This window comes from Microbacterium sp. ZXX196 (assembly GCF_009709595.1).
GTDB lineage: Bacteria > Actinomycetota > Actinomycetes > Actinomycetales > Microbacteriaceae > Microbacterium > Microbacterium excoecariae.
The window spans coordinates 43,397-59,154 of sequence record NZ_WMEE01000003.1 but is presented as its reverse complement, the minus strand read 5'-3'; the positions used below and the strand labels follow the sequence as shown (position 1 = coordinate 59,154).

Sequence of the window (15,758 nt, the reverse complement as noted above, 5' to 3'; positions counted from 1 at the left end):
CCCATGCACCCGTCACGCCGCATCGTCGTCGCCCCCGACAGCTTCAAGGGATCCGTCACGGCCGCCGACGCCGCCGCGGCGATCGCCGCGGGGTGGACCTCGGCCGCGCCGGACGACGTCGTCACCCTCCGCCCCATGGCCGACGGCGGGGAGGGCACGCTCGACGCATTCGCCCAGGCGGTTCCGGGGGCGGAGCGGATCCCCGTGCGCGTGACGGGGCCGGCCGGATCCGCCGTGTCCGCCTCCTGGCTCCGGCTCCCCGCGACCGACGAGTATCCCGGCGGCACGGGCGTCGTGGAGCTCGCGGGCACGTCGGGCATCGAGCTGCTCGGGGACGAGCGCCGGCCGCTCGAGGCGTCGACGCTCGGATTCGGACAAGCGATCGTGGCCGCCCTCGACGCCGGGGTGTCGCGGCTCGTCGTGGGTATCGGCTCGAGCGCCTCGACCGACGGCGGCGTGGGGCTCCTCACCGCGCTCGGCGCGGGCTTCTTCGCGGCCTCCGGTGCGCCGGTCGCGCCCGGCGCGGCGGGCCTGGCGGACATTGACCGGGCGGAGCTCGACGGCCTCCGGGCCCTCCCGGCCGGCGGGGTCACGGTCCTCAGCGACGTCACGAACCCGCTCACGGGGCCCGCCGGCGCGGCCGCGATCTTCGGGCCGCAGAAGGGCCTCGCGGGCGAAGAGATCGTCGCGGCGGACGAGGGGCTCGGGCGTCTCGCGCGGATCCTCGGGGCCGAGGCCGTCGCGGCCGAGCCCGGCGCCGGCGCCGCGGGCGGGGCGGGCTTCGCGCTCCGGGTGTGGGGCGCGCGCCTCGTGCCGGGATCCGCGTGGATCGCCGATCTCACGGGCCTCGCCGACGCCATCGGATCCGCCGACCTCGTCATCACGGGGGAGGGGCGCTTCGACGGGCAGTCGGCCGCGGGCAAGGCGCCCGCCCACGTCGCCGAGCTCGCGCGTGCGGCGGGCGTGCCGACCCTCCTCATCGCGGGGGCGATCGACGGAGATACGGCGGGCTTCGCCGGATCCGCCTCCCTCACCGAGATCGCGGGCGGCGCCGCGGCCGCGATGGGCGACCCCGCCCGCTGGCTCCGGGCTGCCGCCGCCCGCCTCGCCGGCTGACGCGCGCGTTCGCCCACCCGGGACCGCCGCACCAACACAACGCCGTCGAAACGCGCATCGGCCAACGAACTTCCGCGGATCCGGGGCCGCCGCGTCGAACATTGACTGTGTTGTGTTGCTCGGGGGGGCGTGCCCGGCGGAGGCCGCCCCGCCGCCGCTACGCCAGCGCGTCGACGATGGGGCGGAACTTCACGCGCGTCTCGAGCAGCTCCGCCTCGGGGACGGATCCGGCAACGATGCCGCCGCCCGCGTGCGCCGTCACGGAGCGGGTCGGCCCGTCTTCGGGCACGGGCCCGAACTGCGCCCCGCGCAGCGCGATGGCCCACTCGCCGTCGCCGTTGCCGTCGATCCACCCGACGGGCGCCGCGTAGCGCCCGCGGTCGAACGGCTCGATGCGGCGGATCGCGGCGCGCGCGCCCGCCGTCGGCGTCCCCGCCACCGCCGCGGTCGGGTGCAGCGCCCGCACCATGTCGAGGGCGGAGGCGCCGCCCGACAGCTCGCCGCGCACATCGGTCGCGAGGTGCCAGAGGTTCGGCAGCTCCAGGGTGAACGGATCCCGCGGTGCCTCCAGCGCCGAGGTGTGCGGCCCGAGCGCGGCCAGGACGCTCTCGACCGCGAACGCGTGCTCCGCGCGGTCCTTGGGGCTCGTGGACAGCTCGAACGGCACGGAGTCGTCCTCGGCCGGGTTGGCCCCGCGCGGCCGCGTGCCGGCGAGCACGCGCGCCGTGACGGATCCGTCCCGCACCGTCACGAGCGTCTCGGGGCTCGCCCCGACGACCCCGTCGACCGCGTAGGTCCACGTGTCGGGGTAGTCCGCCGCGAGCGCGCGCACGAGGCGGCGCAGGTCGGCGTGCGCGGGGATCGTCCCGACGAGGTCGCGCGCGATGACGACCTTTGACACCTCGCCGTCCTCGATCGCCGCGAGGGCGGCGCGGACGGCGCGCTCGTGGGCCTCGGGATCCATCCGGCCGGGCCCGAGGGTCGCGGACCAGGAGGGGCCGAGCGGCTGGGGGAGCGGATCCGCCATCTCGCCCGCGCGCCCGTCGACGCGGATCCGCGTGATCCAGGCCCGCCCCGCCCGTCGCCCGATGATCGTCGACGGCACGATGAGGGTGGACGGCGCGGCCGAGTCGTCGTCGAACGCGAGCGCCGCGAAGCCGACGAGGCCCGTGCCCGCGAGGCGGACCTCGTCGTCGACGTCCGTGGCCTGGGAGATCGCGCGCCACAGGTCGGCGAGCGCCGCGATGCGGCCGTCCTCGGCGACGTCGATATGCAGCAGGTCCGGCCCCGCGGCGACCATGCCCTCGCCCCGGCGGGCCCACACGAGCGGATCCGTCCGGTCGGCGTACAGCAGCGTGTCCTCGGGGGCGATCTCGCGCGTCGTGGCGACGAGGCGGGGGAGCGAGAGCGGTTCGGTCACATCCCCGATCCTAGGGAGGAGCGGGTTCATTCCGCCTGGGAGCGGGCGCGGCGGCATATGGTCGAGGGATGACCACGCAGGCCCCTCCCGGAACCCGGCTCCACATCAACTGGCGCAAGTGGGATGGCGGGCCGCACTGGGTGCACGACGTGGTCTACCTCGGGCGCGACGAGTGGGGCGCGTGGTTTGGACAGCGCCCGGGCTGGCGCAGCCACCGCCCCGGCCGCGACACGCTGCTGAAGGCGTCGTGCGTCATGCTGCTGCCGGATCCGGAGCCGGGCAGCGATCACGGCGCGGAGTGGCTGCTTACGGTCAATGCGCCGCCGCAGCGCACGCGCATCTATATCGACATCGCGTGGGACGTGCGGTGGGACGGGGCGGAGCCGACCGCGATCGACATGGACCTCGACGTCGTGCGGCGCACGGACGCGCGCGGCGTCTACATCGACGACGAGGACGAGTGGGAGGAGCACCGGGTCGAGTACGGCTACCCGCTCCACGTCGTCAACCGCCTGGAAAAGATCACCCCCGAGATCCGGGACCGCGTGATCGCCCGCGAGGCGCCCTTCAACGAGGAGACGACGCACCCGTGGTTCGAGGTCCTCGCGCAGCTGGATCTCTGAGCCGGCCGGCCGCCGTAGACTCCCAGACGTGACTTCCTCGCGCGCAGACCTCAGCAAGGATCCGCGGACCGTCAGCGGCATGTTCGACCAGGTCGCGAAGCGGTACGACCTGACGAACGTGGCGATGACCTTCGGGCTCGACGCCCTCTGGCGCCGCGCCACGACCGCCGCGGTCGCCCCGGAGCCGGGGGAGCGGATCCTGGACCTCGCCGCGGGGACGTGCCGCTCGTCGCTGTCCCTTGCCCGCTCGGGCGCGCAGGTCGTCGCGGCCGACTTCTCGCCCGGCATGCTCGCCGAGGGGCGCCGCCGCTACGGCGACGTGCGCGGCCTGAGCTTCGTCGAGGCCGACGCGACCGATCTGCCGTTCGGCGACGCGGAGTTCGACGCCGTGGCGATGTCGTACGGGCTCCGCAACGTGAACGACCCGAAGCGCGCGCTCCGGGAGCTCCTCCGCGTGACGAAGCCGGGCGGGCGCGTCGTGATCAACGAGTTCTCGACCCCGCCGAACGCGGCCTTCCGCGCGCTGTACCGCTTCTACAACGACCGCGTGCTGCCGCGGGTCGCGCGCCTCGTGGGATCGAACGGCGACGCGTACGACTACCTCAACGAGTCGATCCAGGCGTGGCCCGACCAGGCGACGCTCGCCGCGTGGATGCGCGAGGCGGGGTGGACGGGCGTCGAGCACCGCAACCTCACGGGCGGGATCGTCGCGCTGCACCGCGCGCGGAAGGCCCAGGCCGCCGCCGCGTGACACGGGGCGTCACAGGACCCCGGGCCGCGGGTAGGCTGGTCGGGTGACTTCGAGCCCCGCAGCGACGGGCTCGCAACTGGCGAGCCGATTCGGTCTGAGCGACCGCGTATTCGTCGGGCCCCGCGCCCGGCGCCTCGCGGAGACCCTCGAGACCGGCCTCGAGGCGGTGGAGGCGGCGATCGCCGCCGAGCTCGGATCCGCGGATCCGCTCGTCGACGCCATGAGCCGCTACCTGTACGAGGCGGGCGGCAAGCGCGTGCGCCCCATGCTCGTGCTCCTCACGGCCGAGCTCGGGGACGGCATGACCGACGCCGTGCGCGACGCGGCCGTGGCCCTCGAGCTCATGCACATCGGCTCGCTCTACCACGACGACGTCATGGACGGCGCCGACCGCCGCCGCGGCGTCCCCGCCGCGCACAAGGTGTGGGACAACTCCACGGCGATCCTCGCGGGCGACCTCCTGCTCGCGCGCGCCAGCCGGGTCATGGGGCGCCACGGCGCCGACGCCGTCGACCTGCAGAGCGAGACGTTCGAGCGCCTCGTGATGGGCCAGCTTCACGAGACGGTCGGGCCCGCCGAGGGCGACGACCCCATCGATTTCTACATCCAGGTCCTCGCCGACAAGACCGGATCCCTCATCGCCGCGGCCGCGCAGGCCGGCGCCCACTTCTCGGGAGCCACGCGCGACCACCGCGAGGCGCTCAAGGCCTACGGCGAGAAGGTCGGCGTGGCGTTCCAGCTCGCCGACGACGTGATCGACCTCTCGGCGAGCCCCGGGGACACGGGCAAGGTGCCGGGCACCGACCTGCGCGCCGGCGTCGTGACGATGCCCTACCTCCTGCTCCAGGCGAGCACGGATCCGCGAGACCGCGACCTGACGCGCCGCATCGACGAGGGCGTCGAGCGGATCCGCGAAGGCGCGGATCCGGCGATCCTCGACGCCGAGCTCGCCGAGCTGCGGGACCACGCCGTGACGGCCCGGACGCACGAGCTCGCGATGAGCTGGACGAACGAGGCGGTCGACGCCCTGTCCGACCTGCCACGCGGCACGGTGCGCGAGGCGCTGACCCGATTCGCGCGGCAGCTGGCCGATCGCTCGAGCTGACGCTCGAACCCGCCCCCTGAAGAGAAAGTTCCGCACCACATGACCAAGCTTCGTCTTGCCATCGTCGGCGCCGGCCCCGCCGGAATCTACGCGGCCGACATCCTCCTCAAGACCGAGCGCAGCTTCGACGTGTCGATCGACCTGTTCGAGCACCTCCCCGCTCCCTACGGCCTCGTGCGCTACGGCGTCGCCCCCGACCACCCGCGCATCAAGGGCGTGGTGAACGCGCTGCGCGACGTGCTGGACCGCGGGGACATCCGGATCTTCGGCAACGTCCGCTTCGGCGAGGACATCACGCTGGACGACCTGAAGAAGCACTACCACGCGGTGATTTTCTCGACGGGCGCGGTGCGCGACGCGGAGCTGGACATCCCCGGCATCGATGCGGGCGAGTCCTACGGCGCGGCCGACTTCGTCAGCTGGTACGACGGGCACCCGGACGTGCCCCGCACGTGGCCGCTCACGGCCGCGCACGTCGGCATGATCGGCAACGGCAACGTCGCGCTCGACGCGGCGCGCGTGCTCGCCAAGCACGCCGACGACCTGCTGCCGACGGAGATCCCCGACAACGTCTACGAGATCCTCAAGGCCTCGCCCGTCACCGACGTGCACGTGTTCGGCCGCCGCGGGCCCGCGCAGGTGAAGTTCACGCCGCTCGAGCTGCGCGAGCTCGGCGAGCTGAACGATGTCGACATGGTCGTCTACGACGAGGACTTCGACTACGACGAGGCGTCGAAGGACGCGATCGCGACGAACAAGCAGGTCAAGGTCATCGACCGCGTGCTGCAAAAGTGGCGCGAGCTGCCGAGCGCGAACGGCGCGGGCGGCGAGGCGTCGCGCCGCCTCCACCTGCACTTCTGGGCCAAGCCCGTCGAGGTGAAAAAGGACGCCGACGGCAACGTCGCGTCGCTCGTCTACGAGCGCACGAAGGCCGACGGCGCCGGCGGCGTCGTCGGCACGGGCGAGATGCGCGAGATCCCGCTCGGCCAGCTGTACCGGGCGATCGGATACTTCGGATCCCCGCTGCCCGGCGTGCCATTCGACGACCGCCACGGCGTGATCCCGAACCACGAGGGCCAGGTGCTCGCCGAGGACTCGAACGACATTCTCCCGGGCGTCTACGCGACGGGCTGGATCAAGCGCGGCCCCGTGGGCCTTATCGGGCACACGAAGAGCGACGCCATGGAGACGGTCACGCACCTCGTGAACGATCAGGGCTCGTGGTGGCGCCCGGAGGATCCGTCGGAGGAGGCGATCGACCGGCTCCTCACCGAGCGGGGCGTGGCGTGGACCGACCTCGAGGGCTGGCACCGCCTCGACGCGCACGAGATGTCCCTCGGCGAGGCCGAGGGCCGCGAGCGCATCAAGGTCGTCCCCCGCGACGAGATGATCGCGGTCTCCCGGGGCGAGTAACCCCCCCCTAAGTCCACAATTCTCCGGCAATTCTCCACGGTATACCGTGGAGAATTGCCGGAGAATTGTGGACTTGCGGCTTGAGTGGTGCGCCGGGGGCCGGAGCGGCGGGGGTTAGCGGGCGCTCGCGCGGCGGTGGCGGCGCTGGCCGCCCGTCTGGGCCTGGCCACCCGTCGAGGCCACGCCCTGGCGCTGACCGCCGCCCTGGCGCTGGCCGGACTGGCCCGCGCCCGCGTGACCGCCGCGGCCTCCGGCCTGGCCGGACTGACCTCCGCCCTGTCCGCGGCGGCCGCCCTGTCCGCCGCGTCCGCCGCCCTGGCCGCGTCCGCCGCCCTGACCGCCGCGGCCGCCCTGGCCGGTCTCGGCGCCGCGGGCCTCGCGCGCGGCGCGCTTGCGCTGAGCGTTGGCGCCCTGCGAGCGGCCGCCGCCGGTCTGCCCCGCGGCGGGGGCGTTGCCGGATCCGGGCCCGCCCGCGACGGGCGGGACGTGCGCGGCGCGCTCGCCGACGAGCTCGACGACCTCGGGGCTCTCCGCCGTCACCACGCGGGGCTTCGCCTGGATGCCCGCGCGGCGCAGGAGCTGCTTTGCGTCGGCGCGCTGCGACGGCAGGAGGATCGTGACGACGTCGCCCGACGCCCCGGCGCGGGCCGTGCGGCCCGAGCGGTGCAGGTATGCCTTGTGGTCGGCGGGCGGATCCATGTGCACGACGAGGTCAATGCCGTCCACGTGCACGCCGCGCGCCGCGACGTCGGTCGCGACGAGCACCTTGACGCTGCCGTCGGCGAGCGCGGCGAGGTTCCGGTCGCGCGCGTTCTGCGAGAGGTTGCCCTGCAGGTCGACGGCCGGGATTCCCGACGCCGTCAGCTGCTTCGCGAGCCGCTTGGCCTGGTGCTTCGTGCGGGAGAAGAGGATCCGCTTCGACGTGCCCGAGGCGAGCGTGCGGATGAGCGCGGTGCGCTCCTCCGCCGTCTCGACCTCGTAGACGTGGTGCGTCATGTCGGGCACGGGCGAGGAGGCCGAGTCGATCGAGTGGCTCACGGGATCCGACAGGAAGCGCTTCGCGAGCTTGTCGACGCCGTTGTCCAGCGTCGCGGAGAACAGCAGGCGCTGCCCGCCCGCGGGCGTCTGGGACAGCAGGCGCGTCACGCCCGGCAGGAAGCCGAGGTCGGCCATGTGGTCGGCCTCGTCGAGCACCGTGATCGCGACGCGGGAGAGCGAGACGACCTTCTGGCCGATGAGGTCCTCGAGGCGGCCGGGGCAGGCCACGACGATGTCGACGCCGCGGCGGAACGCGGCCTCCTGCGGCTTCTGCGAGACGCCACCGAACACGGTCGTGACGGTGAGGTTCGCGGCGGCCGCGAGCGGCGTGACGACGTTCGCGATCTGGGTCGCGAGCTCGCGCGTCGGGGCGAGCACGAGGGCGACGGGGGAGCCGGGGCGGCCCGTCAGCGACCCCGCCGCGAGGCGCGCCACGAGCGGGATCGCGAAGGCGAGCGTCTTGCCGGATCCGGTCTTGCCGCGGCCGAGGACGTCGCGGCCCGCAAGCGTCGAGGGCAGCGTCTCCTGCTGGATCGGGAAGGGGGTCGGGCGGCCCTCGGCGACGAGCGCGTCGCAGAGGAAGCCGGGAACGCCGAGGTCGGCGAAGGACGGGGAGGCAGATGTCATGAGTGTCTCTCGATGGGCACCGCGGATCCGCGTCCTGCGCGGGCGCGCGAAGGGGACGAGGGCGACGATGCGGAGGGGCGAAAGCGGCGGATGCCGAATCGTGTTCGCCACGGAAGATTGCGGGCCGAGCGGGGTGCTCAGGTCAGCCGCGACGACGGGCGCGGACGCGTCTCGCGCCCAGGGCCCGCGTTCATCCTACCGGACGGGCCGCTACTCCCGGATCGCGGTGCCGAGCTCGGCGAGCACGGCGGCGCGCGCGGCCCGGCCCCGGTCGCCGCGGCGGGCCGTGACGGCGTCGACGAGCGCCTCGGTCACGAGCATGAGCGCGGCGCGCGAGGTGTGCACGAGCTCGTCGCGGAACGAGTCGTTCACGGGCGGCACGATGAGCGCGGTGTCCGAGGCCTCGGCGACGGCGGATCGCGCGAACGAGGTGATGGCGAGAACCCGGGCGCCCGCCTCCCGCGCGCCCGCGAGCGCCAGGAGGGTCTGGTCGTTGGCGCCGGATCCGGAGATCACGAGGCAGACGTCCGTCCGCCCGAGCTGGCGCGCGGCGATGCGCTGCGCGAGGGCGTCGGGGAGGAGCTCGGCGGGCCGCCCCGCGGCCGTGAGGCGCAGGACGACGTCGAGGCCGAGGGGCGAGGAGAGCCCGTTCGCGACGACGAGCACCCGGCCGGCCTCGTCGAGCGCCGAGACGACGACCTCGAGAGACTTTTCCGTGACGCCGGAGACGGTGTGCACGACGCGGGCGGCGAAGCGGTCGACGCTCGCGCGGAGGCCGCCGAGGAGCGTGCCGTCGGCGGGGTCCGCATCCGGGGATCCGAGGGCCAGCTCGCGCGCGGCCGCGACCCGCAGCTGCGGGTAGCCGTCGTAGCCGAGCGCCTGCGCGAGCCGCACGACGGTGGAGCGCCCGACGCCGACGTGGTCGGCGATCTCCTGCGCCGTGCGCTCGACGGTCCAGGCGAGGTCGCCCGCGATCGCCTCGGCGACGCGCAGCTCGCCCGCGTGCAGGGACGGGGCGAGCGCAGTCATGCGCGCGGTGGGCGGTGCGTCAGCGGATCCTTGCCAGGCCACGGGAGCGGGTCCCCTCCATGATGCGGCGGCGCAGGGCGCCGGAGACGGCGTCGACGAGCATGGTCGCGACGATGACGACGATGAGGAGCATCCCCACCGTGTCCCACTCACGATAGTTCGTGTAGTTCGCCAGCATGCTCCCGATGCCGCCCGCGCCGACGAGGCCGAGCACGGCCGACATGCGGATGTTGATCTCGAACCGGTACAGCGCGAAGGAGGCGATCGCCGGCAGCGCGGCGGGCCACAGCGCCCAGCGGATGATGGCGACACGCCCGCCGCCGGCCGCGGCGACGGCCTCGGCGGCGTCGGCGCGCAGCGACTCGACGGTCTCGTAGACCCACTTGCCCTGCGTGCCGATGCCCGCGATCCCCAGGGCGAGCGCGCCCGTGAAGGGCGTGAGGCCCGTGACCGTGAGGAGGATCAGCGCGATGATGACCTCCGGGAACGCGCGGATCACGGCGAACAGGCCGCGCAGGCCCGCGCGGAGCCACGCTGGACCGGTGCCGTGGGCGGCGAGCATGCCGAGGGGGACGGAGACGACGACGCAGAGCAGCGCGCCGAGCCACGCCATCGAGATCGAGCGCCACGTCTCGAAGAGCGCGCGGGGCAGCTTCTCGAGGTTCGGCGGCGCGAACATCAGCTGCGCGTACTCCCACGCCGCGCCGGGCAGCGCGGCGAGCTCGGCCCAGTCGGCGCCGAGGCCCGCGGTGGCGGCGAGGATGAGGATCCCGGCGGCGCCGGCGGTGATCAGCTGAGGCGCGCGGGAGGGCCGCGGCGGGAGCGCGAATCCGGGGGCGTTCATGTGAGCCTCCGGCGCAGGGCGTTCGAGCAGAACTCGATGGCGATGACGACGACGAGGATCTCGAGGATGATGATCGACACGTCGTCGTAGGCGTAGAAGCCGAAGCGCTCGTCGAGGAGGCGGCCGATGCCGCCCGCGCCCACGATGCCGAGGATGGCGGAGATGCGCACGTTCAGCTCGAGGGCGTAGAGCCACTGGTTGGCGAACAGGGGCAGCGTCTCGGGCAGCGCGAGGCGCCGGTTCGCCTGGCCCTGCGTGGCGCCCGCGGCGCGCGCGGCCTCGAGGTAGGGGTGCTCGGCCGAGTCGATCGCCTCGGAGACGAGCTTGACGACGATGCCGAGGTCGAAGAGGAACAGGGTCAGCAGGCCGGGGAGGGCGCCGACGCCCACGAGCGCGACGAGGATCGTGGCATAGACGAGGTCCGGGACGGCGCGGACGACGTTGATCACTCCGCGGACGACGGCGCGAGAGGGCGCCGAGGGGTTCGTGGGCCGCGCGGCCCACAGGGTCAGCGGGACGGAGCAGATCGCGGCGGCGGCCGCGCCCACCAGCGCCATCTGCAGCGTCTCGAGCATGGGGCCGATCGTCCGCGGCAGGAACGCCCAGTCGGGCTGGAGGAAGCGCGCGAGGTTCTCCGCGCCGTTGCGCCAGTTGCGCGCGATCGAGGCGAGATCGAGCTCGACGCCGCCGATCGCGGGCAGGCAGGTGAGCACCGTGAACGTCGCGAGCGCCGCCGCGACGAGGGCGCGGCGCGGCCAGGTGCGCGGGCGGGGAGGGAGCGCGGGCGCCGTCACGCGGATCTCCCGAGGCGGTCCTGCGGCTGGATCCGCCGCCCGTAGATCTCCTCGAAGTCGGCGTCCGTGGCGTCCGCGGCCGGGCCGTCGTAGACGATCTCGCCGGCGCGCAGGCCGATCATGCGGGTCGTGTAGTCCCGCGCGAGGTCCATGAGGTGCAGGTTCGTGAGCACCGTGAGCCCGCGCTCGACGTTGATGCGCTCGAGCTCGGCCATGACGGCGTGCGCCGTGGGCGGATCCAGGCTCGCCACCGGCTCGTCCGCGAGCATGACGCTCGGCTGCTGCGAGAGGGCGCGCGCGATCGCGACGCGCTGCTTCTGGCCGCCCGACAGGGATCCGGCGCGCGTCCAGACCTTCTCGAGCATGCCGACGGCCTCCAGCGCCTCGAGCGCGATCCGGCGGTCCTCGGCCGAAGCGATCCCGAACAGCGCGCGCACGGCGCCCTGGCGCGCGAAGCGGCCGACGAGCGTGTTGCGGTACACGTCGACGCGCTCGGCCAGGTTGAAGCCCTGGAAGATCATCCCGACGTGGCCGCGCAGCTCGCGCAGGCGGCGGCCGCTGAGGCCCGTGACGGTGTGCGGGCCGACGCGGACGGATCCGCTCGTCGCGGGCACGAGGCCGTTGATCGTCCGGATCAGGGTGGATTTGCCGGATCCGGACAGCCCGACGACCGAGACCATCTCGCCCGCGGGGATCTCGAGCGAGACCCCGCGCAGGGCGGCCGTGCCGCCCGGGTAGGTGACCGAGACGCGGTCGAGGGTGACGGGCCACGACGCGGAGGCCGGGGTGGTCCCGGCCTCCGCTCGCGCGGAATCGTTCGCGTGCACGCAGCGCTCTTTCGTGATCAGTTGGCGAACTGCTCGAGGATCTCGCCGTAGCGGGTGATCTCCTCGTCGGCGGTCTCGCTCGTCCAATCCGAGAGTCCCACAAGGTCGAACATGACCGTGGCGGCCTCCTCGGAGGAGTCGGCGTAGTCGTCCATCAGGGTCGTCAGCTCGGCGACGAGGTCGCCCGGGAGCGTGGAGGAGGCGGCGACGCCGCCGTTCGGGATCATCTCGGTGTACGCGAAGGCCACGGCCTTGTCCGCGATGTCCGGGACCTCCTCGGTCACGGTGGTGCGGGCGTCCCAGTAGGCGAAGCCGACCTCGGCGTCGCCGTTCGCGACCGCGAGCACGGCGTTGTTGTTGCCCTCGACGGGGACCTGCTCGATGTCGGCGTCCGTGTCGATGCCCTGCTCGCGCATCGCGACGACGGGGTACTGGTACCCGGCCGGCGACGTGGCGGCCTGCAGGGCGACGGCGGCGCCGTCGACGTTCGCGAGCGCCTCGAGGCCCGCGGGGCCCTGGCCGGTTGCCGAGGAGGCAGCCTCCTCGGTGCCGTTGCAGTACGACAGCTCGATGCCGCTGGCGTCGTAGGTCGCCATGACCGGCTCGTCCTCGCAGTACGTGTCGGGGTCGTTCGTGTAGGCCACGGCGGCGTAGCTCGTGGCCCCGAAGCGCACGTCGCGGAGGATTAGTTCGGCGTCGTAGCGCTCGACGGCGTTGTAGAGCGAGCCGGCGTCGGTGATGACGACCTGCGCCTGGTCGGCGCCGAGCGCCTCGACCGTCGCGGTGTAGTCGTTCGCGACGACGCCCGTGACCTCGATGCCGAGGCCCTCGGAGAGGTAGGAGGTGAGCGGGTCGAGGGCCTCGGCGAGGTCCTCGCCCTCGACGGACGGGACGAGCGAGATCGTGATCTCCTCGGGCCACGCGCCGTCGGCGGCCTCGTCGCCGGAGCTGGCGGATCCGCAGCCCGCGAGGCCGAGGACAAGCGCCCCGGCGGCGACGGGTGCGAGCAGGGTCTTGCGCATGGGGGTCACCTTTCGGCAGGGGTCGCCGCGCCGGACGGCGCGGGGGTCTCGGGGGAGAGCGCCCAGGCGGCGATCTCGTCGGCGATGTCGCCGATGCTCGGCCCGCGCATCGTCGCGGGGGCGGGGGAGGTGCGCCACGTGGCGCCGACGAGCGCCGTCGCGGCGCCCTCGGCGGCGGCGGGCGCGAGGTCGTTCTCGACGATATCGCCGACGGCGAGGACGGGCCCGTCCGCGAGCGCGCGCCGGATGATCGGCGTGAGGCCGGCGGGCTTGCCGACCTCGGCGAGGACCTCGTCGAATCGGCCCGCGAGCCCCCAGGCGGCAAGCACGCGGTCCAGGCCGTCGGCGGGGGCGTTCGTCGCGAGCACGACGCGCGTGCCGCTCGGAAGGCGCCCCAGCAGGCGGGTGAGCCCGGGCGCCGCCTCGACGGGGCACGCGTCCGTGCCGAGCGCGGCGCGGCTGCGGCGATAGGCGGCCTGCACCTCGGGCGCGGGGATCCCACGGCGGTGCGCGAGCGTGCCGACGACGTCGTAGCCGTCGCGGAACCCGCCGGATCCGTCCTCCTCGAACGCGTCCAGCGCCTCGACGATCTCGGACAGCAGCTCGGGGTCGGCGCCCTCCGCGACCGCCCGGGCGTATGCCAGGACGGGGCCGGGGCCGACGGCGAGGGTGCCGTCGAAGTCGAAGACGATGGTCGATGTCACGCGTTCTCCTCGCGGTCGTGGACGATGCGTCCAAACTAGGGCGAGATTGTGAACGCAATGGTCACGCGCAGGTGAACTTCTGGTGGCGCGATCGGGGTGCGCGGGGGCGCGGGGTGCGGGCCCGCGGGCACGAAAATGGCCCGCCTCCGGCCGGCAAAGGGAGTGGCTGGTGGCGGGCCCACCGCGCCAGAGAGCGCGGCGCGTGGGCGCAACCTGGGATGAAACGTCCACGGCTGGTGTCGCGCGCGGCGCGCGCGAAGTCTTCCCTGGAAGGTATCGAACGCTCCGAGAGCGGCTCACACCTTTGTTATCGGTATGGCGAGCGATCGGGATTCCGGTTGGCGCGGGCGGTGTTCACCCTCCGGATCCCCTCGATTCGTCCGGTGCGGAGCGGATATCGGGGGCAGATCGCACACCCCCTGGCGGCGACGAAACCGGGCCCCTATGGTGAGGCCATGAACATTCTCCTGTGGATCATCATCATCGCGGCGGTCGTGCTGCTCGTCGTGGGTGGTGCCGTCGAGGCGCTGCGGTTCCTGCTGTGGGTCGGCCTCATCATCGCGGTCATTGCGGTCATCGCGTGGCTGCTGCGGAGGGTGAGCGGCAGCAGGCGGTAGGCAGCGCCCGGCCGGGAGGGGGTCAGGCCCCGAAGTGCCGTCGCACGAGCGCCTCGCTCGTGTCGACGTCCCCCTCGGCCACCGCGTCCGGCAAGACGGCGAGGAGTTCGGTGAGCTCCTCGCCGTCTCGCGTTTCCAGGCCGCGGCCGTGCAGGTTGCGCGTCGTCACGAGGTCGATGTCGCCCGCGAAGCGGCGCGCGACCTCGTTGCTCGAGAGCTGCAGGAGAAGGTGGAGGAGGGTGAGCCGCGCCGCGGGTGCGTCCCCGTCGGCGGCGTAGTGATCTCGAATCTCCGCAACGGACGCGGCGAGGACGCTCCGCTCCCGGGCGTCCATGTGGCCGAGAGACATGCGCAGGGTCATCGCGGCGTAGTGGCCGGCGTACTCGAGGGTGTCGGCGACCTGCGCGTCCGTGACCCGCGAGACCTGGGTGTAGCGGCTCGCGCGCACGTCGAGGAGCCCGAGCCGCTCGAGGTGCTGCATCGCCTCGCGGACGGGCATGCGCGAGACGCCGAGCTCGGAGGAGATCTGCTCGTCGCGCACGCGCTCGCCCTGGGGGAGGCGGCCGTCCACGATGGACAGTGCGATGTGCCGGAAGGCCGCGTCGCTGAGGCGGGGGCTCTCGATCTCGATGGGGTCGAACATGCCCTGGGCTCTCTCCTGGGGGTGGTCACCGGTGTGTGCCATCGAGCGATTCTCACCCGGACGCGTCCCAAAAAGCAAACAGAGTTCAAGCCCCTTGCACTCCGTGCAACTCGCGAGGCGCGAAGGAGGGGCGGCCGGGGCCGCCCCTCCTCCTCGCGCGACCTACCGGTAGTTCTGGAACTGCAGCGCCACGTCGAGGTCCTTGCCCTTGAGGAGCGCGATGACCTCCTGCAGGTCGTCGCGGCTCTTGGAGCTCACGCGGATCTCCTCGCCCTGGATCTGGCTCTTGACCGACTTCGGGCCCTCGTCCCGGATGATCTTGCCGATCTTCTTCGCCATGTCCTGCGCGATGCCCTCCTTGAGGGTCGTGACGATCTTGACCTGCTTGCCGCTCTCGAACGGATCCGCGCTATCGAGGCTCTTGAGGGAGATCCCGCGCTTGATCATCTTGGACTGGAGGACGTCGAGCGCCGCCGTCGCGCGGTCCTCGCTGTTCGCGGTGATGAGGATCTGCTCGCCCGACCACTCGATGTCGGTGTCGGTGCCGCGGAAGTCGTAGCGCTGGCTGACCTCCTTGCGCGCCTGGTTGAGGGCGTTGTCCGCCTCCTGGCGGTCGATCTCACTGACGATGTCGAAACTGCTGTCGGCCATGCCGCGATCCTACTTCTAGACTGGCCGGATCATGCAGGAGCTGACGGCCGACGACATCCGCGGCGCCTTCGTCAACGCGACGGAGCGCGACCTCGAGATCATGGAACTCCCCCTCGACCTGCCGCTCGTGGACTGGTTCCACGTCGACTTCCTGGGCTGGCGGGATCCGTCGACCCGCGCGCGCTGCTACGTCGTCACCGAGGTGGACGGCGTGCCGACGGCGATCATCCTCCGCGCCGCGCAGCAGCCGTCGCGCGCCTACAACGGCATCTGCAACATCTGCCGCACGATGCAGCCGGGCAACCAGGTGACGATGATGGCCGCGCGCAAGGGCGGCGAGGCGGGCGCGCGGGAGGAGACCATCGGCACCTACATGTGCGCCGACATCTCATGCCATACGAACGTGCGGCTCGCGCTGCCGCTGGCGCCCGGCGAGTTCCGCGCGAACGTCGACTTCCGGATCGACAACACGGCCCGGCGCATGCGCGACTTCGTGCGCCGCGTGCGCGACGGCGGCTGAGCGCACCCCGGTAG

17 protein-coding genes are annotated in these 15,758 nt (G+C 73.2%); 7 read left to right on the top strand and 10 right to left on the bottom strand.

Going from position 1 to position 15,758, the window contains the following annotated elements; translation table 11 throughout:
- Positions 1-3: 3 nt before the first annotated feature.
- Positions 4-1,116: a glycerate kinase gene (locus tag GJQ66_RS03610; RefSeq protein ID WP_155047980.1), complete on the top strand. Its 1,113-nt coding sequence runs from the start codon at positions 4-6 to the stop codon at positions 1,114-1,116.
- Between the two features lie 157 nt (positions 1,117-1,273).
- On the opposite strand, the gene GJQ66_RS03605 is transcribed toward GJQ66_RS03610, so the two are convergent.
- On the bottom strand, positions 1,274-2,536 hold the full coding sequence (locus tag GJQ66_RS03605; RefSeq protein WP_368732629.1) for an isochorismate synthase MenF: 1,263 nt from the start codon (positions 2,534-2,536) through the stop codon (positions 1,274-1,276).
- Positions 2,537-2,604: 68 nt separating this feature from the next.
- On the opposite strand from GJQ66_RS03605, the gene GJQ66_RS03600 reads away from it, so the two are divergent.
- The 4 genes from GJQ66_RS03600 to GJQ66_RS03585 are packed head-to-tail and all read left to right on the top strand — an operon-like array spanning position 2,605 to position 6,428.
- Positions 2,605-3,159, top strand: a complete 555-nt coding sequence (locus tag GJQ66_RS03600) for a DUF402 domain-containing protein (RefSeq protein ID WP_155047978.1) — start codon at positions 2,605-2,607, stop codon at positions 3,157-3,159.
- A gap of 28 nt (positions 3,160-3,187) precedes the next feature.
- Positions 3,188-3,910 carry a demethylmenaquinone methyltransferase gene (locus GJQ66_RS03595; RefSeq protein ID WP_368732628.1) on the top strand — a complete coding sequence of 241 codons (723 nt, stop codon included), beginning with the start codon at positions 3,188-3,190 and terminating at the stop codon, positions 3,908-3,910.
- A gap of 43 nt (positions 3,911-3,953) precedes the next feature.
- Entirely contained in the window at positions 3,954-5,015 is a 1,062-nt protein-coding gene (locus GJQ66_RS03590; RefSeq protein WP_368732627.1) for a polyprenyl synthetase family protein, read from the top strand.
- 39 nt (positions 5,016-5,054) lie between these two features.
- Positions 5,055-6,428, top strand: a complete 1,374-nt coding sequence (locus GJQ66_RS03585) for a pyridine nucleotide-disulfide oxidoreductase (RefSeq protein WP_155047977.1) — start codon at positions 5,055-5,057, stop codon at positions 6,426-6,428.
- A 114-nt stretch (positions 6,429-6,542) separates the two neighbouring features.
- On the opposite strand, the gene GJQ66_RS03580 is transcribed toward GJQ66_RS03585, so the two are convergent.
- From GJQ66_RS03580 to GJQ66_RS03550, 7 genes are all read right to left on the bottom strand, one after another.
- The gene (locus GJQ66_RS03580) at positions 6,543-8,093 is read right to left on the bottom strand and encodes a DEAD/DEAH box helicase (RefSeq protein WP_155047976.1); all 1,551 of its coding nucleotides are present in this window, start codon (positions 8,091-8,093) and stop codon (positions 6,543-6,545) included.
- Positions 8,094-8,303: 210 nt separating this feature from the next.
- Complete coding sequence (locus GJQ66_RS03575; protein WP_155047975.1) at positions 8,304-9,122, bottom strand: MurR/RpiR family transcriptional regulator; 819 nt, start codon at positions 9,120-9,122, stop codon at positions 8,304-8,306.
- Positions 9,123-9,141: 19 nt separating this feature from the next.
- Positions 9,142-9,966: a phosphonate ABC transporter, permease protein PhnE gene (phnE, locus tag GJQ66_RS03570; protein ID WP_155047974.1), complete on the bottom strand. Its 825-nt coding sequence runs from the start codon at positions 9,964-9,966 to the stop codon at positions 9,142-9,144.
- Positions 9,963-10,760: a phosphonate ABC transporter, permease protein PhnE gene (phnE, locus tag GJQ66_RS03565; protein ID WP_368732626.1), complete on the bottom strand. Its 798-nt coding sequence runs from the start codon at positions 10,758-10,760 to the stop codon at positions 9,963-9,965. The genes phnE (GJQ66_RS03570) and phnE (GJQ66_RS03565) overlap by 4 nt, the downstream gene beginning before the upstream one ends.
- Positions 10,757-11,587: a phosphonate ABC transporter ATP-binding protein gene (phnC, locus tag GJQ66_RS03560; protein WP_368732625.1), complete on the bottom strand. Its 831-nt coding sequence runs from the start codon at positions 11,585-11,587 to the stop codon at positions 10,757-10,759. The genes phnE (GJQ66_RS03565) and phnC overlap by 4 nt, the downstream gene beginning before the upstream one ends.
- Before the next feature lie 17 nt (positions 11,588-11,604).
- A complete protein-coding gene (gene phnD, locus GJQ66_RS03555; RefSeq protein ID WP_155047973.1) occupies positions 11,605-12,609 on the bottom strand; it encodes a phosphate/phosphite/phosphonate ABC transporter substrate-binding protein in 1,005 nt (334 codons plus the stop codon).
- 5 nt (positions 12,610-12,614) lie between these two features.
- The gene (locus tag GJQ66_RS03550) at positions 12,615-13,313 is read right to left on the bottom strand and encodes an HAD family hydrolase (RefSeq protein WP_368732624.1); all 699 of its coding nucleotides are present in this window, start codon (positions 13,311-13,313) and stop codon (positions 12,615-12,617) included.
- A 455-nt stretch (positions 13,314-13,768) separates the two neighbouring features.
- Here GJQ66_RS03550 and GJQ66_RS14055 point away from each other — a divergent pair, with 455 nt between their 5' ends.
- Positions 13,769-13,930: a hypothetical protein gene (locus tag GJQ66_RS14055; RefSeq protein ID WP_196215802.1), complete on the top strand. Its 162-nt coding sequence runs from the start codon at positions 13,769-13,771 to the stop codon at positions 13,928-13,930.
- Between the two features lie 22 nt (positions 13,931-13,952).
- Here GJQ66_RS14055 and GJQ66_RS03545 read toward each other — a convergent pair whose 3' ends face one another.
- Together GJQ66_RS03545 and GJQ66_RS03540 are read right to left on the bottom strand one after the other, a co-directional pair.
- Positions 13,953-14,615 (bottom strand): GntR family transcriptional regulator, encoded by a 663-nt coding sequence (locus GJQ66_RS03545; protein WP_155047972.1) that lies wholly within the window; start codon positions 14,613-14,615, stop codon positions 13,953-13,955.
- 120 nt (positions 14,616-14,735) lie between these two features.
- Entirely contained in the window at positions 14,736-15,224 is a 489-nt protein-coding gene (locus GJQ66_RS03540; RefSeq protein WP_155047971.1) for a YajQ family cyclic di-GMP-binding protein, read from the bottom strand.
- A 31-nt stretch (positions 15,225-15,255) separates the two neighbouring features.
- On the opposite strand from GJQ66_RS03540, the gene GJQ66_RS03535 reads away from it, so the two are divergent.
- Complete coding sequence (locus GJQ66_RS03535; protein ID WP_155047970.1) at positions 15,256-15,744, top strand: FBP domain-containing protein; 489 nt, start codon at positions 15,256-15,258, stop codon at positions 15,742-15,744.
- The last annotated feature ends 14 nt before the right edge of the window (positions 15,745-15,758 follow it).